The 24755-nt window shown below is 67.3% G+C and carries 23 protein-coding genes; 13 read left to right on the top strand and 10 right to left on the bottom strand.

Annotation, left to right across the window (positions count from 1 at the left end):
• Window positions 1-3: 3 nt before the first annotated feature.
• The gene (locus MRS60_RS24915) at window positions 4-852 is read right to left on the bottom strand and encodes a helix-turn-helix domain-containing protein (RefSeq protein ID WP_175749532.1); all 849 of its coding nucleotides are present in this window, start codon (window positions 850-852) and stop codon (window positions 4-6) included.
• A 202-nt stretch (window positions 853-1054) separates the two neighbouring features.
• Between MRS60_RS24915 and MRS60_RS24910 the strand changes: the two genes are divergently transcribed.
• Window positions 1055-2008 (top strand): DUF2167 domain-containing protein, encoded by a 954-nt coding sequence (locus MRS60_RS24910; protein ID WP_243566823.1) that lies wholly within the window; start codon window positions 1055-1057, stop codon window positions 2006-2008.
• A complete protein-coding gene (locus MRS60_RS24905; RefSeq protein WP_072444600.1) occupies window positions 2005-2730 on the top strand; it encodes a site-2 protease family protein in 726 nt (241 codons plus the stop codon). Before MRS60_RS24910 ends, MRS60_RS24905 begins: the two co-directional genes overlap by 4 nt.
• A 74-nt stretch (window positions 2731-2804) precedes the next feature.
• Here MRS60_RS24905 and MRS60_RS24900 read toward each other — a convergent pair whose 3' ends face one another.
• On the bottom strand, window positions 2805-4181 hold the full coding sequence (locus MRS60_RS24900; protein ID WP_034181771.1) for an MFS transporter: 1377 nt from the start codon (window positions 4179-4181) through the stop codon (window positions 2805-2807).
• A gap of 251 nt (window positions 4182-4432) precedes the next feature.
• Here MRS60_RS24900 and MRS60_RS24895 point away from each other — a divergent pair, with 251 nt between their 5' ends.
• Window positions 4433-6010: an aldehyde dehydrogenase (NADP(+)) gene (locus MRS60_RS24895; protein ID WP_131949191.1), complete on the top strand. Its 1578-nt coding sequence runs from the start codon at window positions 4433-4435 to the stop codon at window positions 6008-6010.
• Window positions 6011-6143: 133 nt separating this feature from the next.
• On the opposite strand, the gene MRS60_RS24890 is transcribed toward MRS60_RS24895, so the two are convergent.
• A complete protein-coding gene (locus MRS60_RS24890) occupies window positions 6144-6515 on the bottom strand; it encodes a type II toxin-antitoxin system VapC family toxin (RefSeq protein WP_131949192.1) in 372 nt (123 codons plus the stop codon).
• Entirely contained in the window at window positions 6512-6709 is a 198-nt protein-coding gene (locus tag MRS60_RS24885) for a type II toxin-antitoxin system VapB family antitoxin (RefSeq protein ID WP_072444647.1), read from the bottom strand. Before MRS60_RS24885 ends, MRS60_RS24890 begins: the two co-directional genes overlap by 4 nt.
• Before the next feature lie 262 nt (window positions 6710-6971).
• On the opposite strand from MRS60_RS24885, the gene MRS60_RS24880 reads away from it, so the two are divergent.
• Window positions 6972-7523 carry a hypothetical protein gene (locus MRS60_RS24880; protein WP_243565724.1) on the top strand — a complete coding sequence of 184 codons (552 nt, stop codon included), beginning with the start codon at window positions 6972-6974 and terminating at the stop codon, window positions 7521-7523.
• A 199-nt stretch (window positions 7524-7722) separates the two neighbouring features.
• On the opposite strand, the gene kdgD is transcribed toward MRS60_RS24880, so the two are convergent.
• Window positions 7723-8637 (bottom strand): 5-dehydro-4-deoxyglucarate dehydratase, encoded by a 915-nt coding sequence (kdgD, locus tag MRS60_RS24875; RefSeq protein ID WP_034181775.1) that lies wholly within the window; start codon window positions 8635-8637, stop codon window positions 7723-7725.
• Window positions 8638-8867: 230 nt separating this feature from the next.
• Here kdgD and garD point away from each other — a divergent pair, with 230 nt between their 5' ends.
• From garD to MRS60_RS24855, 4 genes are all read left to right on the top strand, one after another.
• Entirely contained in the window at window positions 8868-10421 is a 1554-nt protein-coding gene (gene garD / locus MRS60_RS24870) for a galactarate dehydratase (protein ID WP_105391105.1), read from the top strand.
• 218 nt (window positions 10422-10639) lie between these two features.
• Window positions 10640-11032 (top strand): nuclear transport factor 2 family protein, encoded by a 393-nt coding sequence (locus tag MRS60_RS24865; RefSeq protein WP_105391026.1) that lies wholly within the window; start codon window positions 10640-10642, stop codon window positions 11030-11032.
• Window positions 11033-11109: 77 nt separating this feature from the next.
• A complete protein-coding gene (locus MRS60_RS24860) occupies window positions 11110-11565 on the top strand; it encodes an RbsD/FucU family protein (protein ID WP_034181777.1) in 456 nt (151 codons plus the stop codon).
• A 195-nt stretch (window positions 11566-11760) separates the two neighbouring features.
• Window positions 11761-12198 carry a DoxX family protein gene (locus MRS60_RS24855; RefSeq protein ID WP_034181778.1) on the top strand — a complete coding sequence of 146 codons (438 nt, stop codon included), beginning with the start codon at window positions 11761-11763 and terminating at the stop codon, window positions 12196-12198.
• A gap of 99 nt (window positions 12199-12297) precedes the next feature.
• Here the strand turns inward: MRS60_RS24855 and MRS60_RS24850 are convergent, their stop codons facing one another.
• Window positions 12298-13608, bottom strand: coding sequence for an MFS transporter (locus tag MRS60_RS24850; protein WP_243565723.1), 1311 nt, complete (start codon window positions 13606-13608; stop codon window positions 12298-12300).
• Between the two features lie 479 nt (window positions 13609-14087).
• Entirely contained in the window at window positions 14088-15224 is a 1137-nt protein-coding gene (locus MRS60_RS24845; RefSeq protein ID WP_081938475.1) for a branched-chain amino acid ABC transporter substrate-binding protein, read from the bottom strand.
• Window positions 15225-15872: 648 nt separating this feature from the next.
• Between MRS60_RS24845 and MRS60_RS24840 the strand changes: the two genes are divergently transcribed.
• Entirely contained in the window at window positions 15873-16667 is a 795-nt protein-coding gene (locus MRS60_RS24840; RefSeq protein WP_034181780.1) for an AraC family transcriptional regulator, read from the top strand.
• Between the two features lie 69 nt (window positions 16668-16736).
• Here the strand turns inward: MRS60_RS24840 and MRS60_RS24835 are convergent, their stop codons facing one another.
• Both MRS60_RS24835 and MRS60_RS24830 read right to left on the bottom strand, forming a co-directional pair.
• Window positions 16737-17000: a hypothetical protein gene (locus MRS60_RS24835; protein ID WP_034181781.1), complete on the bottom strand. Its 264-nt coding sequence runs from the start codon at window positions 16998-17000 to the stop codon at window positions 16737-16739.
• Window positions 17001-17288: 288 nt separating this feature from the next.
• Entirely contained in the window at window positions 17289-19181 is a 1893-nt protein-coding gene (locus MRS60_RS24830) for a bifunctional sugar phosphate isomerase/epimerase/4-hydroxyphenylpyruvate dioxygenase family protein (RefSeq protein WP_243565722.1), read from the bottom strand.
• Between the two features lie 257 nt (window positions 19182-19438).
• Here MRS60_RS24830 and aroQ point away from each other — a divergent pair, with 257 nt between their 5' ends.
• Genes aroQ through MRS60_RS24815 form a run of 3 tightly spaced genes read left to right on the top strand, consistent with a single transcriptional unit; the run spans window position 19439 to window position 22127 of the window.
• Complete coding sequence (aroQ, locus tag MRS60_RS24825; protein ID WP_034181783.1) at window positions 19439-19894, top strand: type II 3-dehydroquinate dehydratase; 456 nt, start codon at window positions 19439-19441, stop codon at window positions 19892-19894.
• On the top strand, window positions 19891-20745 hold the full coding sequence (locus MRS60_RS24820) for a shikimate dehydrogenase (protein ID WP_243565721.1): 855 nt from the start codon (window positions 19891-19893) through the stop codon (window positions 20743-20745). The genes aroQ and MRS60_RS24820 overlap by 4 nt, the downstream gene beginning before the upstream one ends.
• A gap of 41 nt (window positions 20746-20786) precedes the next feature.
• The gene (locus tag MRS60_RS24815; RefSeq protein WP_152859511.1) at window positions 20787-22127 is read left to right on the top strand and encodes an MFS transporter; all 1341 of its coding nucleotides are present in this window, start codon (window positions 20787-20789) and stop codon (window positions 22125-22127) included.
• Between the two features lie 112 nt (window positions 22128-22239).
• Here the strand turns inward: MRS60_RS24815 and MRS60_RS24810 are convergent, their stop codons facing one another.
• Window positions 22240-23349, bottom strand: coding sequence for a 2-aminoethylphosphonate--pyruvate transaminase (locus MRS60_RS24810; protein WP_175749524.1), 1110 nt, complete (start codon window positions 23347-23349; stop codon window positions 22240-22242).
• A 304-nt stretch (window positions 23350-23653) separates the two neighbouring features.
• Here MRS60_RS24810 and phnS point away from each other — a divergent pair, with 304 nt between their 5' ends.
• A complete protein-coding gene (gene phnS / locus MRS60_RS24805; RefSeq protein ID WP_243565720.1) occupies window positions 23654-24745 on the top strand; it encodes a 2-aminoethylphosphonate ABC transporter substrate-binding protein in 1092 nt (363 codons plus the stop codon).
• Window positions 24746-24755: the final 10 nt, after the last annotated feature.

Raw genomic sequence — 24755 nt, 5'->3', positions numbered from 1 at the left:
CGATCATTGCGCTGCCAACGCGTCCGCCAGCTTCCGCATCGCGTCCACCGTTTCCGGATTCGCCGGAAAGAACGCCTCGATCGCGAGTTCCGACAGCGTCACGTCGACCGGCGTGCCGAACACCGTCGTCGTACTGAAGAACGTCAGCTCGCCGCCCGCGGTGCGCAGCCGCAGCGGCACGGCAATATCCGCGAAGTCGGTGCGCGCGTGCGCGTCGTCGCGCTGGCCGGCCGGCGCCGGATACGCGGCGAGCTCGTCGCGCAGCGCATGCAGCGTGCGGTCGCCGCTCGCATCGATCTGCCGCTGCAGCCGATGCAGGATGTGCGCGCGCCATTCATGCCAGTTGACGATCTGCGACGCGAGGCCGTCCGGATGCAGGCTCAGCCGCAGCACGTTGACGGGCGGCTGCAGCAGCGACGGATCGGCCTGCGCGACCAGCGCGCCGAGCATCCGGTTCGCGGCGAGCAGCGTCCAGTGGCGGTCGACCGCTAGCGCCGGGTATGGCTCATGGCCGCGCAGCACGGCCTCGACCGCATGGCGTGCGGCATCCAGTTGCGGATCCGAGAACGGCCGTTCGCGAAACAGCGGCGCAAAGCCGGCCGCAACCAGTAGCGCATTGCGTTCGCGCAGCGGCACGTCGAGCCGCTCCGCGAGATGCAGCACCATCTCGCGGCTCGGCTGTGCGCGGCCCGATTCGACGAAGCTCAGGTGGCGCGCGGAGACTTCCGCGTCGAGCGCGAGCGCCATCTGGCTCAGGCGCCGGCGCTGGCGCCACGTGCGCAGCAGCGGGCCGATGCCGGACGCGCGGCCGGCGGACGGGGAGGGCGAATGGAGGGCGGCGGTCGGGTTCATGCAGCAGATGATAGGCAATCCCGCGCACGTTGGGCATTACCTGCGACGTAAGCATCGCGCCGTTCCCCCCGGGCGCCCCCGGCGCTGCGTTACCATAGCCTCCGTGCCACCTGAGAGGCGATTCCGGACCCGCGACAACAACGCATGGGCCGGTTCCGCGCACGTTTACAACAAGGCATTCCAGGGGAATCCAACAATGAAAATGAAAACGCTTGCCGTCCGGCTCGCCTGCGTGGCGACGCTCGCACTCGCCGCGACCAGCGGCCATGCGCAGACCGAAGCTGCGCAGGTGGAAATGAGGGCCGCCGCCGCGGCCGCCAACGAGGCCGTCGTCAAAGGGCCGGCCGACATCGACGTGAAGCACGAAGCCGTGCTGAAGCTGAAGGCCGGCGAGTCGTTCGTGCCGGCCGCCGAAGCCGGCCGCTACCTGCGGTCGATGGGCAACTCGGTCGACGAATCGAAGCTGGTCGGCCTCGTGCTGCCCGACGATCCCGACGCCGACTGGATTTCGGTCGTGTCGTTCGAGCCGAGCGGCTACATCCGCGACGACGACGCGAAGGACTGGAAGCCCGACGAACTGCTGAAGAACCTGCAGGCCGGCACCGAGGAAAACAACCCGGCACGCAAGGAACGCGGCCTGCCCGAAACCGAGGTGGTCGGCTGGGCAAAAGCGCCCGCGTACGACGCGGCCACGCACCGGCTCGTGTGGTCCGCGATCATCCGCGACAAGGGTGCGGCCCCGAATGCCGCGAACGACGGCGTGAACTACCGGACGCTCGTGCTCGGCCGCGACGGCTACCTGTCGCTGACGATGGCGTCGACGCTGGCCGATCTGCCGAAGTACAAGGCATCGGCCGACGGCCTGCTGTCGAACATCAGCTTCAACGACGGCAAACGCTATGCCGATTTCAACAAGTCGACCGACCATGTCGCCGAGTACGGCCTCGCGGCGCTGATCGTCGGCGTCGGCGCGAAGAAGCTCGGCCTGCTCGCGCTGATCGGCGCGTTCGCGGTGAAGTTCTTCAAGATCGGCGCGGTCGCGCTGCTGGCCGGCGGCGCGGCGCTGAAGCGCTTCTTCGGGCGCAAGCCGAAGCCGGCCGCGGTGCCGGCCGTCGCCGATGCTTCCGACGTATCCGGCGCGGAGCGCAAGGAATGACGAAGCTGTTGCTGCTGATCTTCGGCGGCCTCAAGCTCGGCAAGGTACTCGTTTCGGCGGGCACCATGCTGGCGTCGATCGCGGTCTACGCGCTGTTCTACGGCTGGCGGTTCGCGGCCGGTTTCGTCGCGCTGCTGCTGGTGCACGAGGCCGGCCACTACCTGGCCGCGCAGCGGCGCGGGCTCGACGTCGGGCTGCCGACGTTCATCCCGTTCGTCGGCGCATGGATCCAGCTGAAGGAGATGCCGCACGACGCGGAAACCGAAGCGTACGTCGGGCTCGCCGGGCCGTTCGTCGGCACGCTCGGCGCGCTGGCCTGCTACGCGGCTGCACGCCACTACGACAGCAACCTGCTGCTCGCGCTGTCGTACACGGGCTTCTTCCTGAACCTGTTCAACATGATTCCGCTGTCGCCGTTCGACGGCGGGCGGATCACCGCGGTGCTGTCGCCGCGCATCTGGTTCGCGGGCGTGCCGGTGCTGATCGCGCTGTTCGTGTATCGCCCGAGCCCGCTGCTGATCGTGATGGCGATCCTCGCGCTGCCGCAGCTGAAGCGCGCGTGGCGCTACGATCCCGATGCGCCGGAGAACCGTGTGTACTACGCAACGTCGATCGAGACGAAGACGACGTACGCGCTCTGCTACGTCGGCCTGCTCGCGTTCCTCGCGCTGATGACGTCCGGCGTGCACGACATGCTGCGCGTCGTGCATTCCGCGACCTGATGCAAGAACGGCGGCCGCTGTTACGCGGCCGCCGTCGTCTTCCATCCATTTCCGCCGAAATTTTCCGCCGAAGTTCACGCGTCGCGATGGCGCAGCTCGACCCGCTTGATGTCCTTCACGATCACGAGATAGCTGAACACGGTGACGAGCGCGTTCAGCCCGACGAACACGAGCGCGCCGTTGAACGAGCCGCTCGCGCCGACCAGGTAGCCGATCGCGATCGGCGCGACGATGCCGGCCGTGTTGCCGAACATGTTGAACAGGCTGCCCGACAGGCCGATCGCTTCCTTCGGCGCGGTATCCGCGACCACGGCCCAGCCGAGCGAGCCGATCCCCTTGCCGAAGAACGACACGGCCATCAGCACGATCACGAGCGCTTCGCTGTCGACGTAATTGCAGCCGATGATGACCATCGACAGCAGCATCCCGCCGACGATCGGGATCTTGCGCGCGAGCGTCAGCGACACGCCGCGGCGGATCAGCGCGTCCGACAGCATCCCGCCGAGCACGCCGCCGAGAAACCCGCAGATCGCGGGCAGAGACGTCATGAAACCGGCCTTCAGCAGCGACATGCCGCGCGCCTGCACGAGGTAGATCGGGAACCACGTGAGGAAGAAGTACGTGAGCACGTTCACGCAGTACTGGCCGAGATACACGCCGATCAGCATCCGGTTCGACAGAAGCTGGCGCACGTAATACCAGCCGGCGACGCGGCTGCCTTCGGACGCCGGACCGGTGCCGCGCGACTTCGATCGCACGAGGCCGCCGCCCTGCTCGATATGGTCGAGCTCCGCGCGGTTCACGGCCGGATGGTCGGCCGGATCCTTCATCACACGCAGCCACAGGAACGCAAGCGCGATGCCAGCGAGGCCGAGCCACAGGTACACGTGATGCCAGCCGTACGCATGCGTGAGCCACGCCATCAGCGGCGAGAACACCACGGCCGCGAAATACTGCGCGGCGTTGAAGATCGCCGACGCGGTGCCGCGCTCGGCGGTCGGAAACCAGCTCGCGACGACCTTCGCATTGGCGGGGAACGCGGGCGCTTCGGCGATGCCGACCGCGAAGCGCATCGCGAACAGCGCGGCGACGGCGAACGCGGCGCTGCCGCCGAGGCCGATCGTGCTCTGCAGCAGCGTGAACGCCGACCACAGGAAGATGCTCGCCGCATACACGCGCCGCGCGCCGAAGCGGTCGAGCAGCCAGCCGCTCGGCAGTTGCGCGAGCACGTACGCCCAGCTGAACGCCGAGAAGATGTAGCCCATCGTCACCGGATCGATGCCGAACGCCTTGCGGATCGGCGTACCGGTAATCGACAGCGTCGCGCGGTCCGCGTAGTTGAGCGTCGTGACGACGAACAGCATCGCCAGGATCCAGTAGCGCACGGCAGTCCGGCGCGCGGTGCGCGCGAGGTCGACCGGGAGATCGCGAGGGGTGGTCTGATTGGGCATGTTAATGTAGTACGTCGTCGTATGACATGGGCGGAAGTTTATGAGCAATGCCCGGATGCAGAAACCTCGGGTTTTCCCTTTGACGAGCGATGCCAGATAGTGAGAATGCCGTGATAAGGTTGACTGGAAGAGGATTTCAGGTGCGCCATGGGACGGCCGGAAGTCGGCGCGAACGATGAATTGACGTCGGCAGACATCGTATCTGTTGAGCTACAATGAACAATCCATTCCCGAACCACGGAGCACACCCCATGCAACTGACAGGAGAGATGCTGATCGGCGCCGAAGCGGTGGCCGGCTCGGCCGGACCCTTGCACGCGTTCGACCCGACGAAGGGCGCACAAATCGATGCGCCGGCGTTCGGCGTCGCGACGCAGGCCGACGTCGACCGCGCGTGCGAACTCGCGCGCGACGCGTTCGATGCGTACCGCGCGCAGCCGCTCGCGGCCCGCGCGGCGTTTCTCGACGCGATCGCGGATGAAATCGTCGCGCTCGGCGACGCGCTGATCGAGCGCGCGCACGCCGAAACGGGCCTGCCCGTCGCGCGGCTGCAGGGCGAGCGCGGCCGCACCGTCGGCCAGCTCCGGCTGTTCGCGCGCGTCGTGCGCGACGGGCGCTTCCTCGCCGCGTCGATCGATCCCGCGCAGCCCGCGCGCACGCCGCTGCCGCGCGCGGACCTGCGGCTGCAGAAGGTCGGGCTCGGGCCCGTCGCCGTGTTCGGCGCGAGCAACTTCCCGCTCGCGTTCTCGGTGGCCGGCGGCGATACCGCGTCGGCGCTCGCGGCCGGCTGCCCGGTGATCGTGAAGGCGCACGAAGCGCACCTCGGCACGTCCGAGCTGGTCGGCCGCGCGATCCGCGCCGCCGTTGCGAAATGCGGGATGCCGGCCGGCGTGTTCTCGCTGCTGATCGGCCCCGGCCGCGTGACCGGCGCGGCGCTCGTCAGCCATCCGGCGATCCAGGCCGTCGGGTTCACCGGTTCGCGGCAGGGCGGCATGGCGCTCGTGCAGCTCGCGAACGCGCGCCCGCAGCCGATTCCCGTCTACGCGGAAATGAGCAGCATCAACCCCGTCGTGCTGTTCCCGGCCGCGCTCGCCGCGCGCGGCGACGCGATCGCGACGGGCTTCGTCGATTCGCTGACGCTCGGCGTCGGCCAGTTCTGTACGAACCCCGGCCTCGTGCTCGCGATCGACGGCCCCGATCTCGACCGCTTCGAAGCCGTCGCCGCGCAGGCGCTCGCGAAGAAGCCGGCCGGCGTGATGCTCACGCGCGGCATCGCCGATGCGTATCGCAGCGGCCGCGGCAAGCTGGCCGAGCTGCCGGGCGTGCGCGAAATCGGCGCGGGCGAGGCCGCGCAGACCGAATGTCAGGCGGGCGGCGCGCTGTACGAAGTCGGCGCGCAGGCGTTCCTGGCCGAGCCGGCGTTCAGCCACGAGGTGTTCGGGCCGGCGTCGCTGATCGTTCGCTGCGGCGATCTCGACGAAGTCGCGCACGTGCTCGACGCGCTCGAAGGCCAGCTCACGGCCACGCTGCAGATGGACGCCGACGACAAGCCGCTCGCGCGCCGGCTGCTGCCGATCCTCGAACGCAAGGCCGGGCGCCTGCTCGTCAACGGTTATCCGACCGGCGTCGAGGTGTGCGATGCGATGGTGCACGGCGGGCCGTTCCCCGCGACGTCGAACCCCGCCGTCACGTCGGTCGGCGCGACGGCGATCGAGCGCTTCCTGCGGCCCGTGTGCTACCAGGACTTCCCGGACGACCTGCTGCCCGAAGGGCTGCAGGAAAGCAATCCGCTCGCGATTCCGCGTCTGCGGGACGGGAAGGCGGAGTGACGGGCCGGATCGATTGAGGGCACGATACCCGGTGGTTGGTGCGCTGGGGCAGAGAAGCAGAAAGGCGGAAGTGGCCGGTGGGCCGCTTCCGCCTTTTTGCATGACGGGTGTTCGTGCCGTCGATCTCGTCGGGTCAGTGGGCGGGATGAGCGGCGAGCTGCAGGCGGTCGGTTGCGGCCAGCAGGCGCCGGTCGCGTGTCCACAGCTTGCTGCCGCTGGTCAGTCTGACTGAAGCGAGCAGGTGCGCGTCGACGTAACCGATGCCGAGTCCGTGAAGCGGCACGACGTCGATCATGCGTTGAACTTCGTCGTCGGTTGCCGAGGTGGCAGCGGGGAGGTCGCGCAGCGCGTCCAGCACGGTCTGGCGATCGCGCAGGCTGCCGAGCGAAAGCTCGCCGACGACGAACGGATGGATCAATACCCGCTCGGCTTCGAGCAGCGTAGTGAGCGCTGCATCGCCGGCTCGCAGATGATCGATCCAGACGGACGTGTCGACAAGAATCATGCTGGCTCCGACGGGCGGCGCGGCACGGGTTCGAGATCGGGTTCGGTGCCGCCGAGACGAGCCAGCCGTCGAGCGCTTTCGCGGGCAATCAGCGCGCGCAGTGCTTCTCTTACCAGCGCCGACTTTTCGGTGACGCCGGTCAACTGCTGCGCTTTGGCGAGCAGGGCGTCGTCCAGGGATAAGGTGGTGCGCATGATCGACTTCCGAAAAAATGATGCATCAATTATGTCATCAATTGATGTCGAATGTGATGCCTTGCGCTGACGGAGGAGTTGACCGGGCGTCGTGCCGGTGCGGCACGGGGGCAGGCGGGCGGCGGCACCGGGTGCGCCAGACTGTCGTCGATCTTGCCGTCTTCCGCGTCGCCGGAATTTCTCCTACAGTAGCGAAGCCCCGGACCACCTGGTCCGCGGGCGAGCCTGAGAGACCGACAAAAGACAACGAGGGAACCCTCCGATGAACATCAACAAGCGTGGCGATCACCTGTTCGCGGCCGGATTGTGGAAAGCGATCGGCGACGTCGCGAAATCCGTGCGCACCCAGATCGGCCAATACAGCGAAGGGCGCGTGCTCGCGAACGCGTTGCTGGAATTCCAGCGGGACCTGGGCGGCAGCGAATTCGACCTGACGGTCAACCAGGGGCGGCTCGTCACGGGCGCCGACGCGCATTCGCTCATGTTCGGGCAGGCCGTCCGACGTTTCCGGCAGGACATGGAAGCGCTCGTGTTCGCGCTCCAGTACCGGCGCAGCATCGACGAACGCGATCAGGGCCTGCGCGCCGAAGCGTTGACGCAGGCGAACAGCCAGCTCGCGACCGCGAAGCAGTCGGCGACGATCACGGTCGGCCGGTTCTTCGACGCGGTCGTCGATCGCGACGTGCTCGGGCAGATCCTCGACGGCGAATCGAAGGCGCGTGCGCGTACGGGCGCGCAGGACCAGATCGAAGCAACGCGGGTCAAGCTGGGGAACGTGCGCTACCGGATCGTCGGGATCATCGCGCAGATGTGACGGAGGCGGCCGGCCCGCGAAGCGGGTGGCGTCAGGCGGAGCGGCGGGGCCAGCACGCATCGCGGCGGATGCGTGCACGATTACCGATACAAACGGCCGCGGCAGGGGTCAAACCTGCCGCGACACAAAAACGTTGCGCACTGCGTAACGGCGAGCCGGCCGAGGCGCCGACAAAAGGCGCCACGCCGGCCACGCCCGCTTACTGCGGGCCCATCTTCCTGATCAGCACGTCGAGTTCCGCCGCTTCTTCGTCGGTGAGGTCGACGAGCGGCGCGCGCACGGGGCCCGCGTCGTGGCCGACGAGCTTCGCGCCCGCCTTCACGATGCTGACCGCATAACCCGCGCGGCGATTGCGGATCTTCAGGTACGGCAGGAAGAAATCGTCGATCAGGCGGCCGACCGTCGCATGGTCGTCCTTCGCGATCGCTTCGTAGAATTCCATCGCCGTCTTCGGGATGAAGTTGAACACGGCCGACGAGTACACCGGCACGCCGAGCGCCTTGTACGCGGCCGCATAGACTTCGGCCGTCGGCAGGCCGCCGAGGTACGCGAACCGGTCGCCGAGGCGGCGGCGGATCGTGACCATGCTTTCGATTTCGCCGACGCCGTCCTTGAAGCCGATCAGGTTCGGGCAACGGTCGGCGAGGCGCTCGAGCATGTCGGCGTTCAGCTTCGAATTCGCGCGGTTGTACACCACGACGCCGATCTTCAGCGCGCGGCACACCTGCTCGACGTGGTCGGCGATCCCTTCCTGGCTCGCTTCGGTCAGGTAATGCGGCATCAGCAGCACGCCGCTCGCGCCGAGGCGCTCGGCTTCCTGCGCATATTCGATCGCGACGCGCGTCGCGCCGCCCGCGCCGGCGAGGATCGGCACCTTGCCCTTGCAGGTTTCCGTCGCGACGCGGATCACGTCCGAATACTCGCGCTGCGTGAGCGAGAAGAATTCACCGGTGCCGCCGGCCGCGAACAGCGCGCTCGCGCCATACGGCGCCAGCCATTCGAGGCGCTCGGCATAGGTGGTCGGGCGGAAGTTGCCGTCGGCGTCGAAGTCGGTCAACGGAAACGACAGCAGGCCGTGGGAAATGATTTGTTTGAGTTCTTGCGGTGAAGTCATGGTTGGGTCGTCCGTCTAGCGCGAGTGCTGGGTTCGTCGGGAACGGCATACGGGCCACATTGGCGATGTCGTTGTATGTCATCGTACAACACGGGGAAAGGTGGCGCAAGCGGTTTGCTGGCTGGTCGATAGTAGGGTCTTTCCGGATAAGGGTTTACGCAGAATCCCCGGTTGGGGTTGAATGTCGTATGATGACTAACGATATGACCGGTCGCTTCCAGGAAATTCCGATGACTGCTTCCCCTCTCTACATCCGCGTGCATCCGGACGACAACGTCGCGATCGTCGTCAACGACGGCGGCCTGCGCGAAGGCGCGACGTTCGCCGACGGGCTGACGCTGCGCGAAGGCGTGCCGCAGGGGCACAAGGTCGCGCTTGCCGACCTCGCGGCCGGCGACCCGATCGTCCGCTACAACGTGGTGATCGGCTATGCGCTGACCGACCTGCGGCGCGGCAGCTGGGTCAACGAGCGCACGATGCGCATGCCCGAGCCGCCGGGGCTCGACGACCTGCCGCTCGCGACGCGTGCCGCGCCGCCGCTGGCGCCGCTCGAAGGCTATACGTTCGAGGGCTTCCGCAATGCCGACGGCTCGGTCGGCACGCGCAACATCCTCGCGATCACGACGACCGTGCAATGCGTGTCGGGCGTCGTCGAGCATGCGGTGAAGCGGATCAAGGCCGAGCTGCTGCCGCGCTATCCGAACGTCGACGACGTGGTCGGGCTCGAGCATACGTACGGCTGCGGCGTCGCGATCGATGCGCCCGACGCCGACATCCCGATCCGCACGCTGCGCAACATCAGCCTGAACCCGAATTTCGGCGGCGAGGTGATGACCGTGAGTCTCGGCTGCGAGAAGCTGCAGCCCGAGCGCCTGCTGCCGCCCGGCACGATTCCGGTGGCCGCCGACGGCGCGACCGACAACGGCGGTGTCGTGTGCCTGCAGGACGCCGCGCACGTCGGCTTCAACTCGATGATCGACTCGATCATGACGATGGCCGAATCGCATCTCGAGCGGCTGAACCGCCGCCGCCGCGAGACGTGCCCCGCGTCGGATCTCGTCGTCGGCGTGCAGTGCGGCGGCAGCGACGCGTTCTCGGGGCTCACCGCGAACCCGGCCGTCGGCTTCGCGGCCGACCTGCTCGTGCGCGCGGGCGCGACGATCATGTTCTCCGAGGTGACGGAAGTGCGCGACGGCGTCGCGCAGCTCACGTCGCGCGCGGCGAACGAGGATATTGCACGCGAGATCATCCGCGAAATGGACTGGTACGACCGCTACCTGCAGCGCGGCCGCGTCGACCGCAGCGCGAACACGACGCCCGGCAACAAGAAGGGCGGCCTGTCGAACATCGTCGAGAAGGCGATGGGTTCGATCGTGAAGTCGGGCAGCGCGCCGATCGCCGGCGTCGTGCGCCCGGGCGATCGCGCGCGGCAGAAGGGGCTGCTGTATGCGGCGACGCCCGCGAGCGACTTCATCTGCGGCACGCTGCAGCTCGCGGCGGGGATGAACCTGCACGTGTTCACGACCGGCCGCGGCACACCGTACGGTCTCGCGCAGGTGCCGGTGATCAAGGTCGCGACGCGCAGCGATCTCGCGCGCCGCTGGCACGACCTGATGGATCTCGACGCCGGGCAGATCGCGACCGGCGCGGCCACGATCGAGGACGTGGGCTGGGAACTGTTCCGGCTGATGCTCGACGTCGCGAGCGGCAAGCGCCGCACGTGGGCCGAGCAATGGAAGCTCGCGAATGCGCTGACGCTGTTCAATCCGGCGCCGGTGACCTGACGCGCGCGGTGGTGACGGCAGACGATGCGGGCGCCTTCTGGCGCCCGTTTTCGCTGTGGCGGCGGGTTCGCGATGCGGCGCATGCGTGTCGTACGCGGCCGGCACGAATTCCTTACCTCGCACGTAATCGACCGCCCGCGCGAGGCCGGCGACGATAGCTGCACGCGGACACGAAACGTTCGCGACATCGTCCCCTCATCGACACAAGGAGCCTCGCAATGAACACCGCCCAATCCGCCCAGTCTGCTCAAGCCGACCTGATCGACCGCTACTTCGACGCATGGAACGAACCCGACGTCGCGCGCCGCCGCGCGCTGATCGATGCAACCTACGCGAGCGATGCGACCTATCGCGATCCGCTGATGGCCGGCGACGGCCACGCGGGCATCGACACGATGATCGCGGCCGTGCAGGAGCGCTTTCCCGCATACCGCTTCCGCCGCACGACCGACGTCGACGCGTTCGGCCAGCATCTGCGGTTCTCGTGGGCGCTCGTGTCGCCCGACGGCGCGGCGATCGTGAAGGGCTCGGACTTCGGCACCGTCGACGCGTCGGGCCGTCTCGCATCGGTCACGGGTTTCATCGACGAAATGCCCGTCGCGGCGTCGTGAAGCGAGCGATACCTGCCCGGCGGCGACAGGGATCGGGTAACTTATGCGTTCATTCCCGATCCTGGAGACAAGCCGACATGCTGAAGAATCTCGACCCGCTGCTGCACGCCGACATCCTGCACACGCTGCGCGCGATGGGCCACGGTGACGAAATCGCGATCTGCGACGCGAATTTCCCGGCGGAATCCGTCGCGGAGCACACGGTGGTCGGTCGCGCGCTGCGGATCGACGGCGCCGATTCGGCGCGCGTCGCGCGTGCGGTGCTGTCCGTGCTGCCGCTCGACACGTACGTCGACACGCCTGCATGGCGGATGGAAGTCGTCGGCGACGCGGCTGCAGTGCCGCCCGTGCAGCGCGAGGTGCAGGCCGAGATCGACCGCGCGGAAGGGCGCGCGGTGCCGCTCACGGGCGTCGAGCGTTTCGCGTTCTACGAGCGCGCGCAGCAGGCGTATGCGGTCATCGTCACCGGCGAACTGCGCGGTTACGGCTGCTTCATCTTCAAGAAAGGCGTGCTGTTGAGCGACGCGGGCTAAACGCTTTTTTCGTGCCGCCGCAAGCGGGCCGCGCGACCGCTGCCGTGTAAAGATTTGCTACAACCTTTTTCTTGGACACGGCCGAAAGACCCTCTATGCTGGCCCATTTGCCGCAGGCCCAGCAGGGCCGCGCGGCCCCCGAGCTTCACGGGCGCGCCCCGTGCGGCCGGCCGAACTGCATACGAGGAGAGAGGCATGACGCGTTCCGTCGATTCCGGCGTCATTTTTTTCGCACGCCTGGCGCTGGCGGCGTTGTTCCTGTGGGGCGGCGTGATGAAGCTGCTCGGCTACGGCGATTTCGTCGGTTACCTGCATGGGTTGAACGTGCCGTATCCGCAGGTCGTCGCGCCGATCGTCGTCGCGATCGAGGGGCTCGGCGGCCTGCTGCTGATCGTCGGCTACAAGGTGAAGCCGCTCGCGCTGCTGATGGCGTTCTATACGGTCGCGACCGCGATGGTCGGGCACAATTTCTGGGACGCGACGGACGCCGCGGTCCAGCACGACATGGTGATCCATTTCTGGAAGAACATTTCGATCGCCGGCGGTTTCCTGCTGCTGTTCGTCACCGGCGCCGGCGGCGCGAGCATCGACGGCCTGCGCCGGCCGAGTTCGTCGTACGGCGGCCTGCGCTGACCTCGCGCGCGTCGTTGCGCTGAAGCAAAACAAAAGGGCCGAATCCCGCACGCCGCGGGATTCGGCCCTTTGTTCATGGAACGGGCGCGTGCGCCGCGTTCAGTGCGCGTCCTTCACGTCCTGCGCATCCTTCGAGAACTGCACGGCGATCGCGCCGAGCACGCAGATCGCCGCGACGTACACCACCGGCGCGAGCGGATTCGACTTCATCATCAGCGACACGATCACCGGCGTGAGGCCGCCGAAGATTGCATACGCGACGTTGTACGAGAACGAGATGCCCGAGAAGCGCACGACGGCCGGGAAGCTCTTGACCATCACGAACGGCACCGCGCCGATCGTGCCGACCATGAAGCCCGCGATCCCGTAGTAGAGCGGCAGCGTCGACGCGTCGGCCGCGACCTGCACGAACAGCAGGTAGTAGCACGCTGCCAGCCCGAGGCCGCCGATGCCGAGCACGCGCTTCGCGCCGATCCAGCCCGCGAGCGAACCCGCGGTGATGCAGCCGGCCGTCAGGCACAGCGTCGCGACGCTGTTCGCGAACAGCGTCGTCGCGGGCGTCAGGTGGAACTGCTTCTGCAGCAGCGCGGGCGTCATCAGGATCACGACGACGATCGCCGCCGACAGCATCCACGTGAGCAGCATCGACACGATCACCGCGCGGCCGTGGTCGCGCAGCACGGCCTTCAGCGGAATCTCGGCCGCGAGCGCCTTCTTCGCCTTCATTTCGGCGAACACCGGCGTTTCATGCAGCCAGCGGCGCAGGTACACGGAGAACAGCCCGAACACGCCGCCGAGCAGGAACGGGATGCGCCATGCGAAAGCACCGACTTCGGCGCTCGAGTAACGGCTGTTGATGCCGGCCGCGACCAGCGAGCCGAGCAGGATGCCGGCCGTGAGGCCCGCGGTCAGCGTGCCGCACGCATAACCGATATGGCGCGATGGCACATGCTCGGACACGAACACCCACGCGCCCGGCACTTCGCCGCCGACCGCCGCGCCCTGCAGCACGCGGAACAGCAGCAGCAACACCGGCGCGAGGATGCCGATCGAGTCGTAGGTCGGCAGCAGGCCCATCAGCAGCGTCGGCACGGACATCATCAGCACGCTCAGCGTGAACATCCGCTTGCGGCCGAACAGGTCGCCGAAGTGCGCCATGATCACGCCGCCGAGCGGGCGCGCGAGATAGCCGGCCGCGAAGATGCCGAACGTCTGCAACTGGCGCAGCCAGTCGGGAATGTCGTGCGGGAAGAACAGTTGTCCTATCGCCGGTGCGAAGAACACGAAGATGATGAAGTCGTAGAACTCGAGGGCGCCGCCGAGTGCGGCGAGGCCAAGGGTCTTGTAGTCGCTGCGCGTGAGCGCGCGTTCGGCGGCGCGAGGCACGCCGCTCAATTCGGAAGCTTGCATGGTCAGGACGATCGGTTTTCGAATGTAGTTGTCGGTGCTGCGTCTCCAGGGCCCGCTATCGGCATGGACTGACAAGGCGCGGCTTGCGTCGTCGAAGCGTGCCGGGTGCCGGATGGGGCACGAAACACGCATCGCCGCACCGGGATGGGGCGCGGCGCAGACGAAGCGTCAAAGCGGGTGGGGGGATTCTACAGGAGCGCGAAATGCGCGAGCGCGGGCGCGCGCCGAGGAGGGCTTCGGACCATGAAGCCGAAGCGCGCGCGGCGCGGGCGGCCGGTGAGCCGCTTCCCGCGCCGCACGGGGCAGGGTCTAGTGCAGTGTTCGGCGCTAATCGGCACTTATGAGCCGCGCTTTCGCGCCCGTGGCGGCGTTGCAAATCCTCGCGATGCCACTGGGCATCGCTGCGGTTTGCGCCTTGCCACGAACGCGAATCCGCAGGCTCATAAGCACCGCTTAGCACCGAACACTACACTAGCGTATCAGTTGCCGGCGATCGTATCGACCGGCTTGAACGCGCCGTGCTCGACCTTGTAGATCGTGACCGGCGCATCCTTCAGGTCGCCCTTCGTGTCGTACGCGATGCTGGGGGCCGACACGCCCTTGACCGACACCTTGCCGAGATACGGCGTGTACACCTTCGGGTCGGTCGAGTTCGCGTCCTTCATTGCGGTGAGCAGCGCGATCGTGCCGTCATACGAGTACGGCGAGTACGTGATCACGTCTTCGTTGAAGCGCGCCTTGTAGCGTGCCGCGTAGCCGGCGAAGCCCGGCATCTTTTCCTTCGGCAGCCCGCCCATGTAGACGATCGCGCCTTCGGCCGCTTCGCCGCCGACCTTCAGGAACGTCGGCGAGCGCGACATCTCGCCCGTCACGAACGCTGCCTTCATCCCGAGCTGGCGCATCTTGCGGATCATCGGCGACGATTGCGCGTCGCCGCCGCCGTAGAAGACCGCGTCGGGATTGACGCCCTTCAGGTTGGTCAGGATCGCCGAGAAATCGAGCGCCTTGTCGTTCGTGAAATCGCGCTTGACGATCGTGCCGCCCGCCGCCTCCACGGCCTTCGCGAATTCGTCGGCGATGCCCTGGCCGTAGGCCGTGCGGTCGTCGATGATCGCGATGCGCTTGAAGCGCAGCGTCTTCACTGCGTACGTGCCGACGATGCGGCCCGCCTGCGCGTCGCTCGTCAGCAGCCGGTAGGTCGTCTTGTAGCCGCGCGCCGTGTATTGCGGCGACGTCGCCATCGAGATCTGCGGCAGTCCGGCACGATCGTACAGGTCGGACGCCGGAATGCTGGTGCCCGAGTTGAAGTGGCCGATGATCCCGCGGACGTTGTCGTCGATCAGCCGCTGCGCGACGGTCGTGCCCGTGCGCGGGTCGGCCTGGTCGTCCTGCGAATCGAGCTGGAACGTAACGGGCTTGCCGCCGATCGTCGGACGCGTCGCGTTGAAGTCGGCGATCGCGAGCTGCACGCCCTTCTGCATGTCCGTGCCGTAGTTCGACTGCGGGCCGGTCAGCGGTGCGGCGAAACCGATCTTGACGACGTCGGCGGCGATGGCGTGTGTGCCCGACAGTGCGCAGGCGGCAGCCAGCGCGACGTGCGATACCTTCAGCTTCACTTTCACTTCCCCTTGATGGCGTGGTTGGGCCGCCGCCGGCTAGCGGGCCGGCGCCGGTAAACCGGGCGAGACGGTTCGGTCGGCCGGCCGATGCGCAGGCCGTACCTGCTCGCTGCGTGCAGCCCGGGCTGTGCCGGAATCGGCGTGCGCGGCGGGTGATGCGGCGGGCCGTGCGCGCCGATTGCTGCAGCGGCGCGGGGTCGTCTCGTGACCGTGAAGCGAAGTCTAGGTAGCGAAAATGCGCGCGTCTTGCGCGTTCGGTGCGCGGCCGGCGACGATATCGGCATATCGTCGATAACCCTGATATATGCTGAAATCGTCATGTCGAATGCGCAATCGCGCCAAGACGCTGCCCGTCCGCATTTTTAGGATGGTGGATCCGGGCGCGCAGTGCCGGTGCGCCAATGCGGCAGGTCGGCATCGGCGCATGCGTGACTGCATGCGGCGGCGCAAGCGGATTCGCGGCCGGCCGCCGTACCCGCGGCGCGGTAGTTGCGCGCGCAACGTCTGTCGCTTGCCGATGCCGGCCGATCGGCGGCGCGATGCGACGGCTGCCGCCAGCTTGCCCGCCCCCGCGATCGGCGCGACGCGATTGAAGGGGCGCTCCTATAATCGACGCCATCTGCCACTCGCTTCGCGGATGCCGGGATGACGACCTTGCTTGCCGTACCGCCCATGAGCCTGTCCGACACGTTGCGCTACCAGCCCGACAACGCCGATTTCGGCGCGATGCTCGCGCACTTCCGCCTGCTCGAACCGGTGTTCGATGCGCTGCCGGACGTCGCGTTCTTCGTGAAGGATGCGAGCGGCCGCTACGCGCTCGTCAACCGCACGCTGGCGATGCGCTGCGGCTACAAGGACAAGCGCGACCTGCTCGGCAAGACCACCGACGAAGTGTTTCCGCGCCGCTTCGGCCGCAGCTATTTCGAGCAGGACATGGCGACGATCAACGCCGGCCAGCAACTGATGGACCAGCTCGAGCTGCACCTGTATCCGGGGCGCCAGCCGGGCTGGTGCCTGACTTGCAAGGAGCCGCTGCGCGACGCCGCGGGCAAGGTGGTCGGCCTCGCGGGCATCTCGCGCGACCTGAAGGCGCACGAGGGGTCGCATCCGGCCTACAGCAAGCTTGCCGACGTGGTCCAGCATATCCAGGATCACTACGTGCAGCCGCTGAACCTGAAGCATCTCGCGCAGATGGCCGGGATGTCGGTCGCGCAGCTCGAACGCTATTTCCACAAGGTGTTCCACCTGACGCCGCGCCAGGTGCTGCTGAAGACGCGGCTCGATGCGGCCACCGCGCTGCTCGTCACGCACGACAAGGTGACCGACGTCGCGGCGCTATGCGGCTATACGGATCACAGCGCGTTCACGCGCCAGTTCAAGGCGACGGTCGGCGTGACGCCGACGGAATACCGGTTGATGCTGCAGGAGCGGGCGGGGTGACGCGAGACGCCGGAAGGGCCGGCGTGTCGCAGGGATCGGGGCAATGCGGGGAAGCGGGGAAACGGCAGCTCAGCGGTAGCCGAGCCCTTTCAGGACGGCCGTGCCGTCTTCGGTCAGCCGGAAGCTCGGGGCTGTATCGGGATCGAGCTTGACCATCTCGACGAGACCGGCTTCCTGCAGCGCAGGCAATTCGGCTTTGGCGTTCGCGCCGATCGGCGCATGCAGCAGCACGAGCAGCGTCGCGATTTCGTGATGACTGAGCAGGCGGCGCAGCATCGTCTTCTTTGCAGGGGGCGCGGCCTGGCGGCCCGCGGGTGCTTCTACGGCGCTCATCGCTTTCCTCCTTTTCGAGATAACCATCGGGTACTGGTTGCGGATGGTGCCGTCGAAGACTTAAGCGATTCTTAAAACGGTGGTGTGCGACGGGATGCTGCGTTGCGGTACGGGTTACCGTATGTAACGTCATACGGAGCGCGGCTCCCGGCCGGGTCGCGGTCAGCCGCGCGGGCTGGTGCTCAGCCGCTCGATTCGCCACGATGGTGCACGCGGGATGCGTGCCCTTTGAGGCGGACGCGGGCCGCGACGTGATCCGGCCCCAGACTCCCGATTCGCGTCCTTCCGTTATTTCCTGCGCTGCGCCTGCGCGGCGAGCCGCACGGCCGCGTTCGTCGCGCCGTAGCCGTCGTATCCGCCGCGCCGCTCGACGATCTCGAGCGAGAAGCGGTTGTCGACCAGTTCCGTATACGCGTGCAGGAATTCGCCGCCGTGCTCGTCGCGGTCGTACAGCAGGTGGTGCGCGCTCAGCGTGTCGATCAGTTCGTCCGGCAGCGCGTAGCGCGCGGCGAGATCGTCGTAGTAGTTCGGCGGAATGCGCAGGAACGGCACGCCGTCGGCTGCGAACGCGGCGATTGTCTTCACGATGTCGTCGGTGCGGAACGCGACGTGGTTCAGCCCGGTGCCGTGGTAACGATCGAGCGATTCGGCGACGGCCGTATGACGGTCGACCGACGCGTTCAGCGCGATCCGCACCGAGCCGTCGGCGCTGCGCACCGCGCGGCTGCGCATCAGCCCGTACGGATCGGGCACGAGCCAGCTGCGCTCGGCCTCGAAGCCGAACGCCGTCTTGAAGAACAGGATCCATGTGTCGAGCGCGTCGGCCGGCAGCGCGAGGCACACATGGTCGATGCCCGTCAGCGGGCCGACTTCGGTCGGGCCGTCGATGTCGGTCAGCACGAAGTCCGATTCATACAGCGTCGGCGCGTTCGGCGCTTCGTCGACGAAATACTCGAGGCTGCCGTCCGGCGCCTGCACGCTCGGCAGCACGCGCTCGTTCGGCCCGACGCGGCCGGAGAACGGTGCGTAGCCGAAGCCGGCCGCGCGTTCGAACGCCACTTTCGCGTCGTCGACGCGAAACGCCGACGCGCACAGCGACAGCCCGTGCTGCTGGAAGAACACATCGGCGAACGAATCGCGCTCCGCGTTCAGCACGATCGACGCGGCGCCGTGCTGGAACAGCGTCACATCCTTCGAGCGATGCCGGCCGGCGAGCCGGAAGCGCATCCTGCCGAGCCATTCGCCGACGGTCGCTGCCGCCTGCGCGTCGACCGCGAATTCGATGAACTGGAACCCGACGTGCGCGGGCGGCGCCGGCGGCGCGAAGAGCGGCTGGCTGGCGGCCGGCACACGGCCGTCCTGCGCAAGCCGCGCGCGTGTCAGTTCTTCCAGATAGAGCAGCGAGCGATGGCCGTCGGCGGCCGTGATCGCGGTCGGCGCCGCGCGGAAGCCGTCGTTGAAGATCTCGAGCGACAGCGGCCCGGTGTAGCCCGATTCGATCACGCGCGCGGTGAAGCGCGCGAGGTCGAAGTCGCCCTGGCCGGGGAACGAGCGGAAGTGGCGGCTCCATTCGAGCACGTCCATCGCGAGTTTCGGCGCATCGGCGATCTGCACGAACGCGATCCGGTCGCCGGGAATCTCGGCGATCGCATCCGGCGAATCGTCGAGCGACAGCGTGTGGAAGCTGTCGAGCGCGAGGCCGAGATGCGGGCTGTTCACCGCATTCACGAGTTTCCACGCATGGCCGTACCGGTTCACGACGCGGCCCCACGCAAGCGCTTCGTACGCGGCGACCACGCCGGCCTCCCGCGCGGCTTCGGCGAGCGCGCCGAGCTGGTCGACGAGCAGCCCGTCGTCCGCGATCGTGTCGACCGACACGTTGCTGCAGACGAGGATGCGATCGGTGCCGAGCGCGTGCATCACGTCGAACTTGCGCTTGATGCGATCGAGGTTGCGTGCGAGTTGTGCCGCGCTCACGCCCTCGAAGTCGCGAAACGGCTGGAACAGCACGATGTCGAGGCCGAGATCGGCAGCCATGCGCCGGACGTCGGCCGGCGATCCGTCGAAGTAGACGAGGTCGTTTTCGAAGATTTCGACACCGTCGAAGCCTGCGGCCTGGACGGCGGCGAGCTTCTCGGCGAGCGTGCCGGACAGTGACACGGTGGCGATCGAGCGCTGCATGGGCGAATCCTGCGGGTGAGCGGGGCATGGCGTCGGTCGAACCGGCCCTGAATGAACCAGTCGTTGAGTTCCGGGCGCGCGCCATATCCCGAATTTACTGGGTAAGTGACATGAATTATACAAACTAACTAGGTGGTACAAACTAGCGAAAACCCGAAAAGACATTGCGCTTGCGCTAGCGCACACTAGCGCCGAATCTTGACGTCAGGGGGCGAAGTCGGCTAGCGATTCGCCCCCGTTTTAGGAGCAGAATCACCATGAGCAAGCACAAGGTGCTGGTGCTGAACGGCCCGAACCTGAATCTGCTGGGGACACGCGAGCCCCATATCTACGGCGCGGAAACGCTCGCCGACGTCGAGCAGCGCTGCCGCGCGGCGGCCGACGGGCTCGGGCTGGAGATCGACTTCCGCCAGTCGAACGCGGAGCACCAGTTGATCGACTGGCTGCATGCGGCGCGTCACGACACGCACGGCATCGTGATCAACCCGGCCGCCTATACGCATACGTCTGTGGCATTGGCCGATGCGCTGTCCGCGATCGCGAAGCCGGTGATCGAAGTGCATATCTCGAACGTGCATCGCCGCGAGGCGTTCCGCCACCATTCCTATGTGTCGGCGGTCGCCGAAGCCGTGATCTGCGGCTGCGGCACCGAAGGCTACGTGTTCGCGCTGCAGCGTCTGTCGACGCTGTTTGCGCAGGGAGCCGCGCGATGAGCCGCCCGTCGTTTCTGATCGGCCTGATCGGCCAGGGCATCGGCGGTTCGCTGTCGCCCGCGATGCATGAGGAAGAAGGCTTCCGCCAGGGATTCGGCTACGTGTACCGGCGCATCGATCTGGACGTGCTCGGCGTGACCGCCGACGCGCTGCCGGAACTGCTCGATGCCGCGCAGCGGATGGGCTACAACGGCCTCAACATCACGCACCCGTGCAAGCAGCGCGTGATCGAACACCTCGATGAGCTGTCGGACGATGCCCGCGCGCTCGGTGCGGTGAACACCGTGCTGTTCAAGGACGGCAAGCGGATCGGCCACAACACCGACTGGTCGGGTTTCGCGAAGTCGTTCCGCCGCGGGCTGCCCGACGCGTCGCTCGAACGTGCCGTGCAGCTCGGCGCGGGCGGCGCGGGCGCGGCCGTCGCGCATGCGGCGCTGCAGATGGGTGCCGCCGAACTGACGATCTTCGACGTCGACGGCACGCGCGCCACGGCGCTCGCGGGCGAACTGCAGCAGCGCTTCCCGGCCGCCCGGGTCACGCCGGGCAGCGATCTCGCGGCCGCGATGCACGCCGCGACCGGCCTGATCCATTGCACGCCGACCGGCATGACCAAGCACCCGGGCCTGCCGCTGCCGGCCGAGCTGCTCCACGCGGGCATGTGGGTGGCCGACATCGTGTATTTCCCGCTCGAAACCGAGTTGATCCGTGCCGCGCGCGCGGCCGGCTGCGCCACGCTGCCAGGTGGCGGGATGGCCGTCTACCAGGCCGTCGACGCGTTCGAGCTCTTCACCGGACGCACGCCCGACCCCGAGCGAATGTTCGATCACTTTCAGTCGCTCGTCGCACGCTGACCCTTCTACCGACTAGCTGAAAAATAGACCAGGAGACAACCATGCAGCACACCACCCACACGAACGCCGCGTCCGCGGCGGCCGGCACGGTCCGGCGCACCTCGGCGCGCTACAAGATTCTCGCGCTGCTCGCGATCGGCACGATGATCAACTATCTCGACCGTACCGTGCTGGGGGTGGCTGCGCCGCAGCTCACCAAGGAGCTCGGCATCAACGCGGCCGTGATGGGCATCATGTTCTCCGCGTTCTCGTGGACGTACGTCGCGATGCAGGTGCCCGGCGGCCTGTTCCTCGACCGCTTCGGCAGCAAGATCACCTATTACTGGTCGATGACGCTGTGGTCGCTGTGCACGCTCCTGCAGGGCTTCGTGCCCGGCGTCGGGACGCTGCTCGCATGCCGGCTCGGCCTCGGCGTGACGGAAGCGCCGTGTTTCCCGACCAACAGCCGCGTCGTCGCGACGTGGTTCCCGCAGAACGAGCGCGCGATGGCGACGGGCACCTATACCGTCGGCGAGTACATCGGCCTCGCGTTCTTCAGCCCCGTGCTGTTCGCGCTGATGGGCGCGTTCGGCTGGCGCTCGCTGTTCTGGGTCGTCGGTGCGGTCGGCATTGCCTTCGGTCTCGTCTGGTGGAAGTTCTACCACGAGCCGCGCAACCATCCGGGCGCGAATGCGGCGGAACTGGCCTATATCGAGGCCGGCGGCGGCCTCGTGCACGCCGCGCGCAAGGCCGGCGACAAGGACGGCAAGGCCGCGCAGACGAAGTTCAGCTGGTCGATGGCCGGCAAATTGCTGAAGAAGCGCCAGCTCGCGGGCATCTGCCTCGGCCAGTTCGCCGGCAACTCGACGCTCGTGTTCTTCCTGACCTGGTTCCCGACCTATCTCGCGACAGAGCGCCACATGGGCTGGCTGAAGATCGGCTTCTTCGCGATCATGCCGTTCATCGCCGCGTCGGTCGGCGTGATGTTCGGCGGGATCTTCTCCGACTGGCTGCTGCGCCGCGGCAAGTCCGCGAACCTCGCGCGCAAGCTGCCGATCATCGCCGGCCTGCTGCTCGCGTCGACGATCATTCTCGCGAACTACGTGCAAAGCAACGAAGCCGTGATCGCGATCATGTCGGTCGCGTTCTTCGCGCAGGGGATGGCCGCGCTCGGCTGGACGCTCGTGTCCGACATCGCGCCGGACGGCCTGCTCGGCGTGACCGGCGGCATCTTCAACTTCGCGGCGAATCTGGCCGGCATCATCACGCCGCTCGTCGTCGGCTTCATCGTTGCGTCGACCGGCTCGTTCGTCGGCGCGCTCGTGTTCATCGGCGTGATCGCGCTGGTCGGCGCGCTGTCGTACATCTTCGTCGTCGGCGACATCAAGCGGATCGAGCTGTAAGCACCAACTCCACGCACATCTCGTGTGTTCGCCCGGCGGCCGGTTGGCCGCCGGGCTTTTTTGTTGGTGCGCCGGCTGATGCGCCGGCTTGTGTCCCGGCGCGCGTGTCGCGTTATGCGCGCTGCACGGCGATTCCGAGCGATTCGACCGCCTGCGCGATCGCCGCGACCGCGCGCCGGATATCGTCGGCATCGATCGCGCCGATGCAGCCGACGCGGAATGTCTCGAGCTGCGTGAGCTTGCCCGGATACAGGATGAAGCCCGCGTCGCGCACCGCGTCGTAGAAGCGGCGGAAATCGTAGGCCGGATGGTCGGGCGCGTGGAACGTGACGATCACGGGCGCCTGCACGCTCGCGTCGAGAAACGGCACGAAGCCGAGCGCGCGCATCGATTCGACCAGCGTCCGGCAGTTCTCCGCATAGCGCGCGCCGCGCGCCGGCTGGCCGCCTTCGGCGAGGTACTGGTCGAGCGCGGCGCGCAGCGCGGCGATCACGTGCGTCGGCGGCGTGAAGCGCCACTGGCCGGTTTTGCGCAGGTATGAATATTGATCGTGGAGATCGAGCGCGAGCGACCGCGAGTTGCCTTCGCTCGCGTCGAGCGTGTCGCGCTGCACAATCGCGAAACCCATCCCCGGCACGCCTTCGAGGCATTTGCCGCTCGCCGAGATCAGTGCATCGATGCCGCTGTCCGCCAGCGCGATCGGCAGCGCGCCGAACGAACTCATCGCATCGACGATCAGCCGCTTGCCGTGGCGCCGGCACGCGGCCGCGATTGCGTCCAGCGGATTCAGGATGCCGGCGCTCGTCTCCAGGTGCACGAGCGCGACGTGCGTGATGCGCGGCTCGCGTGCGAACGCGGCCTCGACCGCGGCCGCGTCGACGGCCGCGTCCTCGCCGAACGGCAACGCGATCGCGTCGATGCCGAGCCGGCCGAGGATCTTCAGGATGCGCGCGCAATACGCGCCGTTGTCGGGCACGAGCACGACGCCGTCGCGCGGCACCAGCGTGCCGAGCGCGGCCTCGACCGAGAACGTGCCGCTGCCCTGCATCGGCACGCACACGTAGTCGTCGTCGCCGCGCGCGATCGCGACGAGGTCCGTGCAGACGCTGGCCGTCAGCTGGTTGAAAGCAGTGTCCCACGACCCCCAGTCATGTTGCATTGCGTGGCGGGTTGTGGCGGACGTGGTGAGCGGGCCGGGCGTGAGAAGGATCGGATCTGGCATGGTTTTTCTCCAGCAAAGGGCGAACGAAACGCCGGGCGGCATTTCCGGATGACTTGCATGATATTGGCAAAATGTGTCATTTTTTGGAAATTGTGGCACTCGTCACGGGTTTGTCATTGAACGCTGTGATCCTTCGGTTGCCGCGCGAAACCAACCGCAGCGCGGCGGCGAGGCGGGCCGCTTATCGGCCTGCCCGGAGATAACAGGCCTTGCATGGGGCCAGAGTAAGCGCTGAAGCGCTAACTCTGGCCGACAGCGCCGGACATGCCCCGGCCGTTTGGTGTTCCGCCTACGGAGAAGTGAGATGACACTGCAGAATTCCTCGCGCGCCGCTGCCGGCGCGCTCCGCAAGCTCGCGCTGGCCGCCTGCGCCGCCGGTCTGCTGCAAGGTGCCGCGCTGCCGGCGCATGCGGCGAACGCGGTCGTGCTGTATACGGCGGACGGTCTCGAGAACCTCTATCGCGATGTGCTGCCGGCCTTCGAGAAGAAGGAAGGCGTCAAGGTCAACATCGTGACGGCGGGTAGCGGCGAGGTCGTCAACCGCGCGAACATCGAGAAGAATTCCCCGAAGGCCGACGTGATCGTCACGCTGCCGCCGTTCATTCAGCAGGCCGGCCAGATGGGCCTGCTGCAGGCGTACCAGAGCGTGAACTACAAGAACGTGCCGGCGATCGCGAAGGCCGAGGACGGCACGTGGGCGACCTTCGTGAACAACTACTTCTCGTTCGCGATCAACCCGGACGTCGTGAAGAACCAGCCGAAGACGTTCGCCGACCTGCTGTCGCCGAGCTATGCCGGCAAGGTCGCGTACTCGAACCCGGCCACGGCCGGCGACGGGATGGCCGTGCTGATCCTGACGACCTCGCTGATGGGCGAGGACAAGGCATTCGACTACCTCGCGAAGCTGTCGCAGAGCGTGAAGTTCCACACGAAGGGCACGGGCTACCTGAACGTGCTGCTGTCGCGTAACGAGATCAGCGTCGCGAACGGCGATCTGCAGATGGACCTCGACGATGCCGAACACGGCGCGCTGTCCGTCAAGCCGATCTTCCTGGCCGCGAAGGACGGCGACCAGCCGACCACGTTCCAGCTCCCGTACGGCATCGGCCTGATCAAGAGCAGCCCGAACCAGGACGCCGGCAAGAAGCTGATCGACTACCTGATGTCGACGGAAGTGCAGTCGAAGGTGCCGGACATGTATGGCATCCCGGGCCGCACGGACGTGCCGCTGGCCGGCAAGAACGGCGAAGCGGTCAAGAAGGCGATCGCGGGCGTGAAGCTGATCCCGGTCGACTGGGCCCAGGTGATGGCGAAGAAGCCGGTGTGGATCGAGCGCTGGAAGAAGGACGTGATCGGCAGCTCGGGCAAGCAGCTCGACGTCGTCAAGCCGAAGTGATCGGCGCACG

The organism is Burkholderia pyrrocinia, from assembly GCF_022809715.1.
In the GTDB taxonomy this organism is placed as follows: Bacteria; Pseudomonadota; Gammaproteobacteria; order Burkholderiales; family Burkholderiaceae; genus Burkholderia; species Burkholderia pyrrocinia_C.
Note: the sequence above shows the minus strand (reverse complement) of the source record. Positions and strands in the feature narration are given on the sequence as shown.

Excerpts from the sequence above, each read along its gene's own strand:
- MRS60_RS24915 (WP_175749532.1), bottom strand. The coding sequence starts at position 852 with ATGAACCCGACCGCCGCCCTCCATTCGCCCTCCCCGTCCGCCGGCCGC.
- MRS60_RS24910 (WP_243566823.1), top strand. The coding sequence starts at position 1,055 with ATGAAAACGCTTGCCGTCCGGCTCGCCTGCGTGGCGACGCTCGCACTC.
- MRS60_RS24905 (WP_072444600.1), top strand. The coding sequence starts at position 2,005 with ATGACGAAGCTGTTGCTGCTGATCTTCGGCGGCCTCAAGCTCGGCAAG.
- MRS60_RS24900 (WP_034181771.1), bottom strand. The coding sequence starts at position 4,181 with ATGCCCAATCAGACCACCCCTCGCGATCTCCCGGTCGACCTCGCGCGC.
- MRS60_RS24895 (WP_131949191.1), top strand. The coding sequence starts at position 4,433 with ATGCAACTGACAGGAGAGATGCTGATCGGCGCCGAAGCGGTGGCCGGC.
- MRS60_RS24890 (WP_131949192.1), bottom strand. The coding sequence starts at position 6,515 with ATGATTCTTGTCGACACGTCCGTCTGGATCGATCATCTGCGAGCCGGC.
- MRS60_RS24885 (WP_072444647.1), bottom strand. The coding sequence starts at position 6,709 with ATGCGCACCACCTTATCCCTGGACGACGCCCTGCTCGCCAAAGCGCAG.
- MRS60_RS24880 (WP_243565724.1), top strand. The coding sequence starts at position 6,972 with ATGAACATCAACAAGCGTGGCGATCACCTGTTCGCGGCCGGATTGTGG.
- kdgD (WP_034181775.1), bottom strand. The coding sequence starts at position 8,637 with ATGACTTCACCGCAAGAACTCAAACAAATCATTTCCCACGGCCTGCTG.
- garD (WP_105391105.1), top strand. The coding sequence starts at position 8,868 with ATGACTGCTTCCCCTCTCTACATCCGCGTGCATCCGGACGACAACGTC.
- MRS60_RS24865 (WP_105391026.1), top strand. The coding sequence starts at position 10,640 with ATGAACACCGCCCAATCCGCCCAGTCTGCTCAAGCCGACCTGATCGAC.
- MRS60_RS24860 (WP_034181777.1), top strand. The coding sequence starts at position 11,110 with ATGCTGAAGAATCTCGACCCGCTGCTGCACGCCGACATCCTGCACACG.
- MRS60_RS24855 (WP_034181778.1), top strand. The coding sequence starts at position 11,761 with ATGACGCGTTCCGTCGATTCCGGCGTCATTTTTTTCGCACGCCTGGCG.
- MRS60_RS24850 (WP_243565723.1), bottom strand. The coding sequence starts at position 13,608 with ATGCAAGCTTCCGAATTGAGCGGCGTGCCTCGCGCCGCCGAACGCGCG.
- MRS60_RS24840 (WP_034181780.1), top strand. The coding sequence starts at position 15,873 with ATGACGACCTTGCTTGCCGTACCGCCCATGAGCCTGTCCGACACGTTG.
- MRS60_RS24835 (WP_034181781.1), bottom strand. The coding sequence starts at position 17,000 with ATGAGCGCCGTAGAAGCACCCGCGGGCCGCCAGGCCGCGCCCCCTGCA.
- MRS60_RS24830 (WP_243565722.1), bottom strand. The coding sequence starts at position 19,181 with ATGCAGCGCTCGATCGCCACCGTGTCACTGTCCGGCACGCTCGCCGAG.
- aroQ (WP_034181783.1), top strand. The coding sequence starts at position 19,439 with ATGAGCAAGCACAAGGTGCTGGTGCTGAACGGCCCGAACCTGAATCTG.
- MRS60_RS24820 (WP_243565721.1), top strand. The coding sequence starts at position 19,891 with ATGAGCCGCCCGTCGTTTCTGATCGGCCTGATCGGCCAGGGCATCGGC.
- MRS60_RS24815 (WP_152859511.1), top strand. The coding sequence starts at position 20,787 with ATGCAGCACACCACCCACACGAACGCCGCGTCCGCGGCGGCCGGCACG.
- MRS60_RS24810 (WP_175749524.1), bottom strand. The coding sequence starts at position 23,349 with ATGCCAGATCCGATCCTTCTCACGCCCGGCCCGCTCACCACGTCCGCC.
- phnS (WP_243565720.1), top strand. The coding sequence starts at position 23,654 with ATGACACTGCAGAATTCCTCGCGCGCCGCTGCCGGCGCGCTCCGCAAG.